Origin of the sequence: Synechocystis sp. LEGE 06083 (assembly GCF_015207725.1) — a bacterium.
Lineage (GTDB): Bacteria > Cyanobacteriota > Cyanobacteriia > Cyanobacteriales > Microcystaceae > Synechocystis > Synechocystis salina.
This window is the reverse complement of the sequence record NZ_JADEWJ010000062.1, coordinates 1-15,931: the sequence shown is the minus strand read 5'-3', so window position 1 is coordinate 15,931 and position 15,931 is coordinate 1. Positions and strand designations below refer to the sequence as shown.

Annotated in this window: 11 protein-coding genes; 3 read left to right on the top strand and 8 right to left on the bottom strand. The window is 48.9% G+C overall.

The features are described from left to right. The 4 genes from rpaB to acr3 form a co-directional block, all read right to left on the bottom strand. Window positions 1–715 (bottom strand): response regulator transcription factor RpaB (gene rpaB / locus IQ219_RS06905; protein ID WP_194072141.1); only part of this gene is annotated, 715 nt, incomplete at its 3' end. Between the two features lie 127 nt (window positions 716–842). Continuing rightward, window positions 843–1,238, bottom strand: coding sequence for an arsenate reductase, glutathione/glutaredoxin type (gene arsC / locus IQ219_RS06900; protein ID WP_194018674.1), 396 nt, complete (start codon window positions 1,236–1,238; stop codon window positions 843–845). Between the two features lie 72 nt (window positions 1,239–1,310). Next, the gene (gene arsH / locus IQ219_RS06895) at window positions 1,311–1,967 is read right to left on the bottom strand and encodes an arsenical resistance protein ArsH (protein ID WP_368667577.1); all 657 of its coding nucleotides are present in this window, start codon (window positions 1,965–1,967) and stop codon (window positions 1,311–1,313) included. Further along, entirely contained in the window at window positions 1,952–3,106 is a 1,155-nt protein-coding gene (gene acr3 / locus IQ219_RS06890; RefSeq protein WP_194072139.1) for an arsenite efflux transporter Acr3, read from the bottom strand. Before acr3 ends, arsH begins: the two co-directional genes overlap by 16 nt. 332 nt (window positions 3,107–3,438) lie before the next feature. Here acr3 and IQ219_RS06885 point away from each other — a divergent pair, with 332 nt between their 5' ends. Next, the gene (locus IQ219_RS06885) at window positions 3,439–4,527 is read left to right on the top strand and encodes an SGNH/GDSL hydrolase family protein (protein WP_228016770.1); all 1,089 of its coding nucleotides are present in this window, start codon (window positions 3,439–3,441) and stop codon (window positions 4,525–4,527) included. Between the two features lie 466 nt (window positions 4,528–4,993). Here the strand turns inward: IQ219_RS06885 and IQ219_RS06880 are convergent, their stop codons facing one another. After that, a complete protein-coding gene (locus tag IQ219_RS06880) occupies window positions 4,994–5,314 on the bottom strand; it encodes an endonuclease domain-containing protein (protein ID WP_190598392.1) in 321 nt (106 codons plus the stop codon). Window positions 5,315–5,523: 209 nt separating this feature from the next. Here IQ219_RS06880 and IQ219_RS20030 point away from each other — a divergent pair, with 209 nt between their 5' ends. Both IQ219_RS20030 and IQ219_RS20025 read left to right on the top strand, forming a co-directional pair. Further along, complete coding sequence (locus tag IQ219_RS20030) at window positions 5,524–5,883, top strand: IS630 transposase-related protein (protein ID WP_228016769.1); 360 nt, start codon at window positions 5,524–5,526, stop codon at window positions 5,881–5,883. Next, entirely contained in the window at window positions 5,864–6,394 is a 531-nt protein-coding gene (locus tag IQ219_RS20025; protein WP_368667576.1) for an IS630 family transposase, read from the top strand. Before IQ219_RS20030 ends, IQ219_RS20025 begins: the two co-directional genes overlap by 20 nt. Window positions 6,395–6,674: 280 nt before the next feature. On the opposite strand, the gene IQ219_RS06870 is transcribed toward IQ219_RS20025, so the two are convergent. The 3 genes from IQ219_RS06870 to IQ219_RS06860 all read right to left on the bottom strand — a co-directional run. Then, window positions 6,675–14,108, bottom strand: a complete 7,434-nt coding sequence (locus IQ219_RS06870) for a calcium-binding protein (protein WP_194072137.1) — start codon at window positions 14,106–14,108, stop codon at window positions 6,675–6,677. 516 nt (window positions 14,109–14,624) lie between these two features. Continuing rightward, entirely contained in the window at window positions 14,625–15,359 is a 735-nt protein-coding gene (locus IQ219_RS06865) for an FkbM family methyltransferase (protein ID WP_194018677.1), read from the bottom strand. Between the two features lie 138 nt (window positions 15,360–15,497). After that, on the bottom strand, window positions 15,498–15,931 hold a 434-nt coding region (locus IQ219_RS06860), incomplete at its 5' end, for a hypothetical protein (RefSeq protein WP_228016768.1).

The window sequence follows — 15,931 nt, the reverse complement described above, 5'->3', positions numbered from 1 at the left end:
GTTCCAAAATGCGTTGGAAAAGATAACCCGTCCCCCGGGCAGTGAGAATTAATTCGGGATTGCTGGGGTCTTCCTCCAGCTTGGCCCGCAGGCGGGAAATATGCACGTCCACCACCCTGGTATCCACATGGCGTTCGGGGGTGTAGCCCCACACTTCCTGGAGAATTTCGGAACGGGAAAAGGGCTCCCCGGAGCGACTCACCAACAGTTCCAAGAGGCTAAATTCCATCCCTGTTAGGCGGATGCGCTCATCCCCTTTATACACTTGCCGCTTGTTGGTATCAATGCGAATGGTGGCAATTTGCAACACGCCCGAACTGGGAATGCCCGGCATACCGTTTTTGTCCACCCGCCTTAGCACGGACCTGATTCTAGCTTCCAATTCCTTGGGGGAAAAGGGCTTCACCACATAATCATCGGCCCCCAGTTCCAAACCGGTAATGCGATCGGCCACATCCCCCAGGGCGGTAAGCATGATAATGGGAATGTCCGATTCTTTACGTAGTTCTTGGCAAACGCCGTAGCCGTCCAGCTTGGGCATCATCACATCCAACACCACCAAATCGGGGTTGCTCTCATGGAAAGTGGAGATCGCCTCTTCGCCGTCGGCCGCCGTCACCACTTCATAGCCAATCATGGATAAACGGGTTTCCAGTATGCGTCGGATGCTGGCCTCGTCGTCGACCACCAATATTCTTTCTTTATTGGTTTCCAAGATCCACAACCCTCCTTTGGTTAACTTGTATAACGATTAGTGAAGTTTCGTGGCACAAAGCCATTTCCCTAAGCATATAGCCAAATTGAGGGTTTAGTATCGTCCGTATCAGTGGGAATGGGGTCGATCAGGCAATTTTGGTAATCAAGTTCTCTACCCGTTCCTTAATTTGTCCCCGCACTGTGCGGAAAACCTCTAGGGACTGACCATCCGGGTCTTCCAGTTGCCAATCCTCAAAAATTTCCTGAGTAACCCACTCCGGCGGTAGATTTACCCCACAGCCACAGAGGGAAATAACTGCATCGTAATCGTCGGCGTTAAAGTTTTCGATGGGATCAGAAGTTTGGTCACTGATATCTATGCCCACCTCTGTCATCATTTCAATGGCAGTGGGATGGACCCGGGAGGATTCTAGACCGCAACTGGTAACGGCTATTTTGCCCGCCCCTAGGGTTTTGGCAAAGCCTTCTGCCATCTGGGAGCGGCAGGAATTACGCTTGCAAACGAACATGACTTTTTTCATGGTTTTAGCTTGGATATTGGTGAAATTATCAGTCGGTAATTTTTTGTGGTCTGGGCCAAACCGACTCCAAAATCATTGGGAATCGGCAGTTCTAGCTTTTCTTTCGCTATGGCGATCGGTCAGATAATCCACCTTATTCCGCAGCAACAGGGTGAATTTGTACAGTTCTTCCATCACATCCACCACCCGGTCCCGATAGGGAGAATCCTTCATGGTGCCGTCTTCGTGGAATTCCTGGTAAGCCTTGGCCACGGAGGATTGGTTGGGAATGGTAAACATACGCATCCAACGGCCAAGAATCCGCATGGTGTTGACGGCATTGAACGATTGGGAGCCACCACTGACCTGCATGACTGCGAGGGTGCGCCCTTGGGTGGGTCGGATGGAACCCACTTCTAGGGGAATCCAATCAAGTTGATTTTTGAGAATGCCCGTAATGTTGCCGTGCATTTCCGGGGAAGACCAGACTTGGCCCTCTGACCATTGACTTAGTTCTAGGAGTTCTTGCACTTTGGCATGGCTGTCCGGAACTTGGCCCCGCAGAGGCAATTCCCTTGGGTCAAAAAACTTGGTTTCTGCTCCCATGGCGGTAATAATTCGGGCGGCTTCTTCAGCGAGTAAACGGCTATAGGAACGCTCCCGCAGGGAACCATAGAGAAATAAAATCCGGGGAGGATGGTCAAAATTTGTCATTGGGGCGATTGTCTTAACAACTAGTTGCAACCTAATTGAGAATTAGCACAACGGGGATCTAGCAAGGTGGCTTTTTCCGGATCCCTGGGGAACCAAAAGGCGGTTTTTTTGCAAATTTCCACCAGCATCAACATCACTGGTACTTCGATTAACACTCCCACCACGGTGGCCAAGGCGGCCCCAGAATTAAGACCAAATAACATTACAGCGGTGGCGATCGCCACTTCAAAATGGTTACTGGCACCGATCAGAGCGGCGGGGGCGGCATCTTCGTAGGTGAGTTTGAGCTTTAGGCCCAGTGCATAGGTAATGAGAAAAATAAAATTGGTCTGGATAAATAAGGGCACTGCAATTAACAAAATATGCAGAGGATTATTAACAATTAATTCCCCCTTAAAAGCAAAGAGCAAAATTAACGTCAATAACAAAGCCACAATGGCGATCGGGCTCAGGTATTGCAAAAACTGGGTTTCAAACCATTGCTTTCCCTTATATTTCAAAATCCAGTAACGACTGTAAATACCGGCGGCCAGGGGCAAGCCTACGTAAATCAACACCGACAGCACAATGGTCTGCCAGGGTACTGTCAAGTTACTGGCCGACAATAGCCATTTGCCTAAAGGGGCATAGAGAAACAGCATGGCCAGGGAGTTGACTGCCACCATCACCAAAGTTAGGCCCTGATTGCTATAGGAAAGGTAACCCCACATCAAGACCATGGCCGTACAGGGGGCAATGCCCAGCAAAATACAACCAGCGATGTAGGAATTGGCCAATGTCACCTCCTGACCCCGAATGATCTCCGTGGCAGTTAACAGCGGCGCGAACAAATAACCCAGGAAAAATTGGGCAAAAACCACCATGGTAAAGGGTTTAATAAGCCAATTCACCACTAGGGTCAACATCACCGGCTTGGGAGCCTTGAACGCCTGCCGTGCCTGGGAAAAGTCAATTTTCACCATGATGGGATACATCATGAAAAATAAACAGATGGCGATCGGAATGGAAACGTTATAAACACTCCAGGAATCCAACGTTTGGGCCACGGTGGGTAACAGTTTACCCAGGGCAATGCCAAGGACAATGCAGAGAGCAACCCAGAGGGTAAGGTATTTTTCAAATAAATTGAGTGTTCCCCCAGCCTTAATAGCTTTGGGGTTAATGCGACTGACCATGGCAACCCATCAAAAAAACTTGATGAAAGAACGATACATCAAACAAACTTGATATGTCAACCGCGTCGGTGGGAAGGTCCCCTCGCCCTGATCAGTGGCGATCGCCCACCCAATTGAATGGTTAGATAGTCAGACTGCCAGTCCTAGCTTGATTGAATCATTCCCACACCAAGTAAAATAGGGTCTTGCCAGCTAAAGCCATCATTTCAGCTTGGTCATGCTGATGATTAAAGAATAATTGACAAACTAATTTGTGAAGGTCGCACCGGTCCCATTGCTCCAATAAAACAATGCCTTCAAAAAAAATTATTAAAATATCTCAAAATATTGTCTTGATTTTCGCTTCCATCGCCTTTAGCTTGGTTTTAGCTGAAATTGTCCTCAGACTAACAAATTTAGGCAAATATAGTCTCTACGATCGAACCTTGTTTTTCACCGCACCTTCCCTGGTGCAAGGAAAGGATAAAACAGTTAAATATGAACCAAAAACTGACATTAGAAGCGTTGCCATCTACGGAGACCAGGTCGATTATGATATTACCTATGGCACTAACAATCTCGGCTTTGTCGATAATGTAGATTATGATTTTAATTTAGCATCAACCAAGAAAATTGTCTTTATTGGTGATTCTTTCACCGCGGGAGATGGAAGCAACCATACCTGGGTTAGCCAACTGCGGCAATTGTTAGATAGCCCAGATACCAATCTCTACAACTTTGGCGTAACCGGCACTGGCATTAAACATTTTCGGCAGTTACTCACAAGTGTTAAGGACACCGCCCATTTTAACGAAATTAATATCATGGTCATTGGCAATGATTTTTTTCGTCCTTTATGGTATCCCGTGGTGCAAGGGCAAGCTCTCTGGTTTTGTTCCCAAGAAAACGCCCAGGATTGTGTAGAAAAATATCCCCCCGTTATCTATACTGCAGACAAGAATGAAAGCCAAACTGAATTGATTAATCGGGCAAAACAATTGTATGAAACGAAGAACCTCCCAGAGCAGAGCAAGCCCAATTTTCTGCAGCAGTTCAGGCTATACAATTTAATGTGTGACCTATATAGTTTGGGCAATAATAAGCCATCTTCATTAAACTTTTGTCCCCATCTTAGGTTTGCCCAGGCCAACGAGTATGACAAAAATGAACTATACAAAGATTCCTTAATTACTTTACAGGAAATTAAGAATAGTTATCCTGATGCAGTTATTCGTGTTGTCCATATCCCGGAAAAAGGTGAAACTTTTAACAATAAGTACTCTTTGGAAATCCGTGATGACATCAAGCAAATGGGATTGGAGTATGTTGCCTTACTAGAAATCTGCCCTTGGAACCGAGACATGTACCATAAACACGACGCCCATTTTAACGATTTGGGCTATCGTAATTTGACTAACTGTATTTGGGAAAATTTATTTTGAATTTCCTGGCTACCAACGCCTTCCCCCCTTTTTTAAGGGGGGTTAGGGGGGATTGATCACCTTTCTCAAAGCATATCTCCATACTCATCCAGCAGGGCGAGGATATTCTCTAATTGTTGTCGATGGGTGGGGTTGGGCTCGAGTTGGTAGCGGATGAGTGCAAGACGGTATTGATTTTCGATTCGAGTTCGGCGAGCCTCTCGTTCTCTTGCCTCAGCTCTTTCATTCTCTGCTCGTGCAAGATCCTCGCTTCTTCGTTGTATTTCCTCAAGTCGGACAAACCCCCGTAGGAGTTGATCCAAGACCACAAACGAGAAAGTAAGCCCGGCGAAGCTGAGGCTGGCCCATTGGGGGATGGGGAGGGTGTAGTTTCGGAAGTAGATGGTGTCATACTTTAATGCTACTCCAGTCAAAAAGACTAGCAGGGAAACAGTTCTCCCCCCTTGAAATGGGGGGTTAGGGGGGATTAAAAAGGCAAAAACTCACAAATACGCTCCCAAACTCCATCCAAATTATCAAGAACTTCCCGGTTAGTAAAACGAATTACAGACAGTCCATAGCTTTCAAGAATACGAGAACGTTGTTGATCATAGGCCAGGTTATCGGGTGAAAAATGGGAATCGCCATCTACTTCAATTACTAACTTTAATTGGGGAATATAAAAATCGACAATGAAATGATCAATAGGACGTTGTCGCCAAACCCGAATGCCACCACGACCAAAGGGCTTAGTACCTTTTAATAGGTTCCAGAGTTTTCGTTCTGCTGGGGTGGAATTTTTACGCATTTTCCTGGCCCGCTCGATCAAGTCGGGATTATAGGGTAGGAAGAAATCACTGTTTTTTAGTTGATTCACTGGTTAGCCCCCCAAGATAACTCAAAGTTTCTTTTATGCAGCCGGAACTTTACTGAGGAAATTTACGGATTTGATCGTAATCTATAGCAAAGATTGCTAAGGTTAGGACATAATATAGGGAAAGAGTTAGGAAAAAAGCGATGCCAGCCCCCTACAGTATAGATCTAAGAGAGAAAGCGGTAAGTGCAGTAGAAAAAGGAGAGAAGAAAAGCCATGTCTGCCGAACACTGAACATTAGTCGCAACACCTTAGACCTATGGATAAAAAAGAAGAAAGAGACAGGAAGCGTGGCCCCGAAGAGAGATTATGAGCGTGGTCCACGACCGAAAATAGATGATTTGGATAAATTCAGAGAATTTGCGGAAGAGAACGGTCATTTAACGCAAAAACAAATGGCAGAAAAATGGCCAGAGCCTGTAAGTAGAATAAGAATAAGTAAGGCTCTAAAGAAAATAGGATTTACTAGGAAAAAAAACTTATATTTACAGGGAAATAGATGAGGATGCGAGAAAGGCATTTGAAGATGAAATCAAGCAATATGCGCCAGAAAGACTGACATATATGGATCAAGCCGGTCTAGATGACACTCTAGACTACCCCTATGGGTACTGTCATAAATCAGAGAGATTCAAGGCAAATAAATTAGGACATAGAACCAAGAGAGTCAGCATAATAAGTTGTTGGTGGAATGGAACAACAATAGCTCCAATGATATTTGAAGGATACTGTAACGCTCAGGTAGTATGCACATGGATAGAAGAAATGTTATTACCAGAGTTAATACCAGGTCAGATACTCATCATGGATAATGCAAGCTTCCATCCGAAAGAAAGAATAAAGGCATTGCTAGCAAAAGCTGGGTGTGAGGTTATATTTTTACCACCATATTCACCAGACTTGAACAAAATTGAGAAGTTCTGGGCGAGACTAAAACGTTATGTTTCCCAACTTGTTAGTAAGGGAGAATCGCTAATTTCTGCATTGGATATAGCGTTGCGAAAACTATCCTAACTATCTCGTTCTTTGCTATATTTATCCTCTCTAGTTCCTGTTTGTAAAGTTGAGTTGAATCCCCCCCTAGGACCCCTTCAAAATTTAAGTCCCCCTTTACTAAGGGGGATTTAGGGGGATTTCCTTCCTTTATGGAAATAGTAATTTATCCCCCCTAGCCCCCCTTTGTAAGGGGGGAATGAAAAGCAGAAAAAACCGCCCCCGGAGGGACGGCTGTAATTAAATTAAGTCCGTTGTTTATTTAAGCTGGGCAAATTAGACCCAGCTAAGCTTCAAGTTATTAGACGTTGAACGCACGAACTTCGAAGTTTTCGGTGAGAGGAATCGCACCGCCGAAGGTACCGGTAATACCAGTGATTTCCACCAGGAAGTCATCCTGGGTATTAACTTCCGCCACACCGTCGTTGATAAAGAGGAATTGACGACCGGCGAGAGCCCCATCGGTAACGTTGATCTGTTGCATCTGGAGGAGGGAAGCCAAGAACTTGGGTTCAGGACCGGGAGTACCTGGAAATATCTGTATCCCGCCGGAGAAGGAGGCCACCGTATTCGTCACAGACTCGAACACATTGTTCAAGTTATCAGCGGTAGCATTAGTCACCGTGGCAGCTAGGTTGAAGCCAGTACCATTGACAGGGTAGATGCCCGCTGGTACCGGAGGAAGTAAGCTGCCACCAAACGCTAGGGTAGGAACCCCTGCCTGCAAGTTAAGGTTAGCCAGGAAGTTACCCTGACCGGCGGCAAACACGAACTTGTCATTAATGGTGTTGAAACCAGTAACCACGTCAACGTTGGCACCGTTGCGGGCACCGTTCTCAGAGGCACCGTTCATGTACCAAATTTCGTTGTCGCCGTTGATACCTTCCCCAAAAGGATTGGTGATGTTGTTGCCAAGGACAATGGTATCGATGCCGCCACCACCGTAGTAGGTGTCATCACCTTTGCCACCTTGCAGGAAGTCCTTACCGCCGGCTAAAGCAAATTTAGTGGCATCAGACAAACTGAAGAGGTTAGCGTCACCAAAGTCGCCACCATCGTCAACCAGGATGGCAAAGTCACCAACCAGAAGGTCTTCTCCGTCGCCACCGAAGATAGCATCGTTACCACCAATTAAAGTTACGTCGGTAGCCGTGGGCAAGAATTTATCAGTTACAAAGAACAAATCACCGAATAGTCCGTTGCCATCAACGCTATTACCGCCTTCGATAAAGTCGTTGCCAACTTCAACTAGGCCGGTACTTGGATTGAATGAACCAAAGGTAAAGTTGTCCAAGGTGAGACTAGTCTCGGCATCGATAAAGATATCACCAACGATGAATTCGCTACCTTTGCCTGCGCCCAAGGAGTCCTGACCAAATAGAGTGTCATTACCGCCGAGCACAGTGGTTTTGGTAATTGTGACATCACCGCCATCGATAAGTACGTCACCAAAGATGCCATCGTTACCTTCACCACCTTCGATGATGTCGCCACCGCCAATAATGAAGGTGTCTGCAACCCCATCACCTTCAATTGTGACACTGCCAGCACGAATACTTAGGTCGCCGACTAGTTCGTCGTTACCAGTACCGCCCTCAATGAGGTCGCCACCACCTTCGATAATAGTGGGGTCAATTAAGACGCTGTCAGCATCAATCAGTAGATCACCAACGATCTCGTCGTTACCGGTACCACCGTCAATGGTGTCATCACCACCCAAGAAAAGACTATCAGTGATTGTGACGTCTCCACCAGCACTAATCCATAGATCACCGACGATTTCGTCGTTACCGGTACCACCGTCAATGGAGTCGTCACCACCGAAGAAAAGACTATCAGTGATTGTGACGTCTTCATCAGCACTAATCAATAGATCACCAGCGATTTGGTCGTTACCAGTACCGCCGTCAATCGAGTCGTCACCGCCCACAATGAAAGAGTCAGTGTCGATGCTGACATCGACAGCGTTATCAATCAAAAGATCACCAACGATTAGGTCGTTGCCAGTATCACCAGAGAGAGTGTCGTTACCACCCCCAAATGTAACAGTAAAGTCAAAAGAAGGAGTACCAACAAACCATTCATCACCGGAGATAGTGTCATTACCGATGCCGCCGTGGAGGGTGTCGTTGTCGCCACTACCAATGATGGTGTCCTTGCCCACGTTGCCCACAACAGTGAAGCCATTGGTGGGGGAGGGGGCACCGGGGCCAGTATTTGCGTTGGACAAATCAACCAGCAGACCAAGTGGGCTAGCAATTTCGAGATTCGCTTCGCCTTGGTTCCATGTACCTTCTTTTCCTGGAGGCCCATCTGGGATCGCGATCCAGTCGCCGACCACGGCAATATTGGCTACGGCATTCTTAGACACTTGGAACTGATCACCATCAGGACTTGTGCTGTTGCCCAAATCACCAACGAAGTCAATGCCAGCATCGATGATAAAGAGGTCGTCGCCTTCGTCACCGAACATGGTGTCGTCATCTTCACCACCGACCAGGATGTCGTTGCCGTCGCCACCAATTAGGAAGTCATCATTGGCACCACCAGAGAGGAAGTCATTACCGGCATTACCAACGAGGGTGTCTTCGCCGTCTTCACCGAAGAAAGTAACGTTACCAACTCCGGTCATGACAATTAGGTCGTCGCCAGTGCCACCAAATGCTAGGTGGTTGCCGTCGCCATTGAGGAAGATGTCGTCATTACCAGCGCCACCATCAACAATGTGACCGTTAAAGGCGGTAAAACCAACAGCAAGAGCATCCCCGTTGATAGTAATGGTGTCGTTGCCGTCACCACCATTAACGGTGTGACCAGCATTGGCATCACCATCAATTAGCGAAGCAAAAGCAGTGGCATCACCATCATCAACACCATCATCAACACCATCGCCGATGGTAATGATGTCGTCGCCATTGCCGCCATTAACACTGTGACCAGCACTGGCATCACCATCAAGGGAATCAGCAAAGGCGTCACCTTCAATAACGATCAGGTCATTGCCAGTACCACCACCAACAGTGTGACCAGCAAGAGCATCATCATTTACCAGGGTTGTTGTGGCAGTAGCATCACCACTTATGAAAACAATGTCATCATCATCGCCAGCATCAACTTCGTGACCAGCTTCAGAGTTGACCGCAATGGCATCGCCACTGATGTCGATGAAATCTTCACCTTTACCACCGAAGACCACATGGCCAGCGGATGAGCCGACAGCATCACCTTCGATGATGATGGTATCGTCGCCATCACCACCAACTTCGGCAAATACACCGCCGCCTAGATCAACACCGTTGACAACGTGGCCAGCAATGGGACCAGTGGCATCGCCGGTAAGGAGGATGTCGTCATTACCAGCACCACCAATAACCGTGTGGCCAGCATCGACAGTACTGGATGCCTTACCAGTAATAGTCAGCGTGTCATTGCCAGCACCACCATCGAGGACATGACCAGCGGTATTGGCATCCCGGGAGATAGAGATTGTGTCGTTGCCGGAACCGTTCAGGAAGGTTAAGTCACCACCGGGGGTATCAACAAAGGCTTTGAGATCGCCAGTGAAGATGGGATTACCCTCAAACTCAGGAATCAGAGCAGAACCAGTGGCATCAACATTGACAGTGGAGCTAATGAGGGAAGTAGCCAGCGTTAGGTTTTCATTGCCAGTGATGCCAATGTTTTCAACCTCTAAAATGCCGTCAATTTCTACCGTATTGGTAATACCTTTAGAGGTGGTACTAACACCGGACGTGATACCGAGATTTTCATAGCCACCGGTACCAGAGAAGTCACTGACGTTAACGCGAGTGTTGCCAGCTTTGCTAGCCGTAACTTGGTCAAGGATGAGTCCCAGAACATCGTCATCTCCAGCTAGGAAAGGATCGCCGATGGTAACGTTGACATCATCACCAAAGAAGTAGTTCTGAACGGTGATGGTTTCCAGGGTGCTCTGGAGATCAATCAGAGAGAAGTCGCCATTAACACTACCGCTGGCTTTCAGGTTCTTCAGATCCGTAACAGTAACACCACCAGGATTATTGGCAAAGATGTTCAGGTCATCCTGGAGCAGGGTGACGTTGAGGTCATCAACCCCTTTCATTTGCAGTTGGACCAGGTTGCTGCCAAAGGTGCTTGCCACCCAAGTAACAGTGAGGCTGGTATCTTCACCAATGCCGGTTAGCTTATCGCCAGTGTTCAGGGTGTTACCTACAGCGCCACCAAGACCTTGCTCAGGAGCAGCAATGAAAGTAGTGGCAGAGACGATGTCATTACCGAGAGTCAAGTTGACGGTACTGCCATCACCGGGGCCATCCAGGATGCCAAGACCGCCTAAATCAAATACGGCACCAGCGGCGGAACCAGAGATGGTAACAACAACGCTGAATCCTTCAGTGAATTCAGGAATGCCGTCCAGGAAGGGAGAGTAGTCAACGGAGGCTGAAAGCGCACCCGCGGGGATAACGACCGTAATGGGAGTAAACTGACCGCCGATAAAGTCATTGGTGTTGGACTCATCGGTACCAGTGTCAGGGGCAGTGGGATCACCAGGGGTAAGGAAGAAGGTCACCGTTGTGTCCGTTGCCTGAACCTCGCTCAAAGTAACAGTAATTTCAGTTACAGAGCCCTCATGCACCTGGGGACGGGAAGCCGTAATGTCAACAGTGGTGAAGGTAAAGTCAGCGGCATTACTGGCATTTTCAACCAAGAATTGCTGTTCGTCAGAAACAATGCCGAGATTACCTGGAGCATTGGTCAACTCATAGCTAGTAGCACCAATGAGTATTTCGGTGGGTGCATCAGTCAAGTTAGCGAGACTGTCAGCCACGGCGTAGGGACCGACAAAGTTACCCAGACCTTGCAGAGTTTCAGCACCAGCAACGGTCACACCCACACCGGGGTCAGACAGTTCCACGCTGGTGGCATCCAGAACCACAGAAGAAGAGGCGTTGGCCAAGATATTGGCGGAAGTATCTTCAATGGCGTACACACCATCGAAGCCAGGGATACTAAGGAGAATTTCAGCCTCAGCAATAGTGACGGGGGTACCAGCATTGGACAGTTCCACACTGGTGGCATCAAGAACCGCAGGGGTAGTAGCGGCGGCAAGAATAGCAGCGGAGGTATCTTCGATGTGGTAGGGACCAACAAAATTACCCAAACCTTGGAGAGTTTCGGCTCCATCAACGGTTACGGGCACACCAGGGTCAGACAGAGTAACACTGTCAGCATCAAGTACTGCACCGGTGGTAGCAGCGGCCAAGATGGCGGCGGAAGTATCTTCGATGTTGTAAGGACCAACAAAGTTACCCAAACCTTGGAGAGTTTCGGCACCGTCAACGGTTACAGGTACACCAGGGTCAGACAGAGTAACACTGTCGGCATCGAGCACCGCACCAGTGGTAGCGGCGGCCAAGATGGCGGCAGAGGTATCTTCAATGTTGTAGGGACCAGCGAAGGTGGGTAAGCCTTGGAGAGTTTCAGCCTCAGCAACGGTTACGGGTACACCGGGGTCGGAAAGTTCAACACTGGTGGCATCCAGAACCGCAGGGGTAGTAGCCGCCGCAAGAATGTTGGCGGAAGTATCTTCGATGTGGTAAGGACCCTCAAAGTTACCCAAGCCCTGGAGAGTTTGGGCACCAGCAACGCTGACGGGTACACCGGGATTGGAAAGGATAACGCTCTCGGCATTGAGAACCGCAGCAGAAGTTGCATTACCCAAGATGGCGGCAGAGGTGTCTTCAATGTTGTAAAGACCACCAAAGTTACCCAGATCTTGGAGGGTTTTGGCATCGGCAACGGTTATGGCCACACCGGGGTCAGACAGGGTCACACTGGTGGCATCAAGAACCGCAGGGGAAGTAGCACTTGCCAAAATGTTGGCAGAGGTGTCTTCGATGGCATAGGGGCCCTCAAAGTTACCCAAACCTTGGAGAACTTCGGCGTCAGCAACGCTTACGGGGACTGAGGAGTTGGAAAGAACAACGCTGTCGGCACCGAGAACGGCAGGAGAGGTAGCCGCGGCCAAAATGTTGGCGGAGGTATCGAGGATGTTGTAGGCACCTACAAAGTTACCTAAACCTTGGAGAGTTTCAGCATCGGCAACGGTTATACCAACACCAGGGTTAGAGAGGACAACGCTGTCGGCACCAAGAACTGCGGGAGAGGTAGCCGCCGCCAAAATGTTGGCAGAGGTATCAAGAATGCTGTAGGGCCCAACGAAGTTGCCCAAACCTAGGAGGGTATCGGAACCAGCAACGGTTACAAAGGCGAAGGCATCATCTAGGCTGACGGTTTCAGCTCCAAGAACTGCGGCAGAGGTAGCCGCCGCAATAATGTTGGGGGACGTGTCTTGGATGTTATAGGGCCCTGCAAAGTTACCCAAACCTTGGAGGGTTTCGGCACCGGCAACGGTTACGGGAGTTGAAGGATTAGAAAGAGCAACGCTGTCGGCAGCAAGCACCGCAGGGGAGCTCTCCGACGCCAAAATATTGGCAGAGGTATCGAGGATGTTGTAGGGACCAACGAAGTTACCTAAACCTTGGAGGGTTTCAGCACCGGCAACGGTTATACCCACACCGGGGTCGGACAGGGTTACGCTGTCAGCGCCAAGCACCGCAGGGGAACCAGCTGCACCCAAAATAGCGGCGGAAGTATCTTCGATGTTGTAGGGACCAGAGAAGTTACCCAAACCTTGGAGGGTTTGAGCACCGGCAACGGTTACAGGTACACCGGGATCAGTGAGGGATACACTGGTGGCACCGGCCGCAACTGCCGTGTTAGCGAGGATAGCAGCGGAAGTATCTTCAATGGCGTAGATACCGTCAAAATTAGCTAACGCAGTTAGATCACCAGCGGTGGCAACATCGACAAAGGAATCTGTGATACCAACACTGGCGGCACCGGATACGGCAACACCACCACCAAGGACGTCGGTGGCGGAATCAAGAATGTCCCAGGTAACACCGGGAGCCAAAGAATCGGCGGTGGCGAGCAGAATTTCCGCATTGTCCACAGTCAAAGGAGCCGCGGGGGATTGGTTGGCAATGACAGTGGTGGCATCAACCACAACAGAGTCAGCGGTACCAGCAATTAAGTTATCGGCACTGTCGCTAATGGTGTAGAGAGGGGGCAGATTAGGCGTCGCCTGAGCTTGAGCAATGGTAAAGACGTTTACGCCCGCAGCCAGTTCAATAATCTGAGCTTCTGCAGCCAACACACTCCCAGGAGTTTCATCAACTCCAGCAATAATTGCACTCGCATCGGCAGACTGTTCGGGGGTGAAAGTATTGACACCAACACTAGAAAACGTTTCAGCAAAGAGGAGAGACGTATCAGTTTTGTTGATCAAAGCATCCAACCGGTCGGTCAGACCCGCATCAGCAGAAGCATGATTGAGCGCGCTGGGGAAAACTAAATAGTTATCGGGGGACAATGACAACCAGTTAATCCAATAGTCAAGTTCCTCTGTGGGGACCAGGGAAGTGTCGTTAATGTCAATGTTGTAGAGATTGGCAAAAACTTGAGCAATGTATTGACGCTTATTCGCAGTTTGGGGCGCTTGGAAGAAGGGATACTTCACCTTTGCATCAGCGCTGTTGGCAAACAGGGCAACTGCTTCGTCATAGGTGATATTTGCCCCATCTGTAGCCCACCAGTTCAGATCGCTGGTAGATACACCCTTGCCGGTGTACATGATCTGCAGAGCCGCAATTATGTTAGGACTTAGTGCCATAGGACTTCTTAAAACTCCTCAGTTTTTACGGTAAAAAATATACAAAACAGGGTTCATCTATGTGTGTCTAGGAGTTGCTTAGGGTAATCATAGCAAGAATCGCCTTGCTGTCAAGACCAGAAGCATGGTGCCACCAACAGATGATTATTCGCGCTTTTTCAACATTGTCTACTCGGCGAATAGTAGAACTTTTTCTAGTCAACCCGGGACGGCGGACCCATGGGGACCTCCATAAGAATTGGCTAGAATTGCTACTCCAGGCAAATTATAGCCTACGAACAAGGAAATGCAGAGATATTTTGCTGGCCAGCGCCTGAAAATCCAGAATGGCTAGATAGGCGGGCAACGAATTCACTGCTGTTAATCGTGATTAATCCCCTTTGCCCCTACTCACTAAAAGCTATGGTAAAAAAGGGAGAAGATGTATGAATTGGACAGAAAATTTTTCATTACAGTTCCCTTGGTGCGTAATTAACCCTCCCTGTCCTCCCCTTTTAGGGGCAAAAGGAAAGAAAGCTAATAGTACCAATCTGGGGTTAGGCCGGCTGCTGTGTTGATGAAAATACAATCCAAGGTAGTCAACTCTCCCTGGGGGCCACGGTAGGGCTCGGAAACATCCCAGAGGCGAAAATTGAGTGGCAGTAACCAATTGGCGATTTCCGTTAGGAGGGGAGTTCCAGGGCCATAACCCCGGTAGAGCCAGCACTCCAGAAATAAAACGTCAACTTTAGTTAATGTTTGGGGCGCTCCCCGGAGAATGGCCAACTCGTTGCCCTGGGTGTCGATTTTAATCACCTGGGGTTGGGGCAAATGAAGCTTGGCCAGGGCCGAATCCAAAGTGAGCAGGGGAACTTGGACGGCCTTGGTGGGGGGACTGCCCTGCGGCATGGCCAGGGTGGTGCTACTGGCGGGGTCATTGAAGACATTAACTGTTATGGTCCCGTCCCGATCGCCGAGGGCATATTTATATAGATGGAAAGAAGGATAAACCCGCAATGTTTCCGCCATCAGACCTTGATAATCCGGCACATGGTCCACCAAGGGCTCGAATAAATAGAAGTCAGCCTCCGTTGCCACCTGTTTCATATAGTAGGACCAGCCACTATTGGAAGCGCCCACATCGAAAATCACCTGGGGATGGTAGCCCAAGTTGGCCAGGCGGCGGAATACTTGACGGTCTAGCTGGAGCACCTGCCCATCCAGATCATCGAGCATTGTTTGGTATTGGGGAGAAAGGCTGGGGGAAGACATTACCTAACTGTAGGCCAAGGGAGCAAGCTGGCCCAGGGCCCCAGGGAAATCGGCCCTATCTGTCGACTATGGATAATCCCAAACGCTATAAAGCTATAAGGTCAGGCTAAATCCGGGGCTACCCAGAGTACCCAGAGATCAATTACTAGCGGTTTGGGTTTGTTGGGAACCCCAATCCACCAGCTTGACAATGACGTCCTGGGGGGAACGGCCCCGGAAGCGGGGAGCATTGCCATCAAATTCGAGTTTTTGCCCCTTTTGCAGGAGATAAGGACGAGCTAAACCAATCTGGATACTATCTAAAATAGTATTGTCGGTGGCGTCCTCCACTTGGAAGGTCAAACGGCGCACCTCAAGGGTTTCTTGGCCAGCATTACAGAGCACACCAACGGAATTGATCAAATCACCGCCCCTTTCGTTAACTGCCAACTTGAGCACCGCTAGGTTACGGATTTCACCGTAGCCAATGCCATCTTCTTCAGGACCCCTGAGGGGGACAGTGCGGGTGGTGTTGGTGTTCCGGGTGGTGGTGGTGGTAACAGTGCCTCCCATTTCCTGGGCCATTGCCCCTA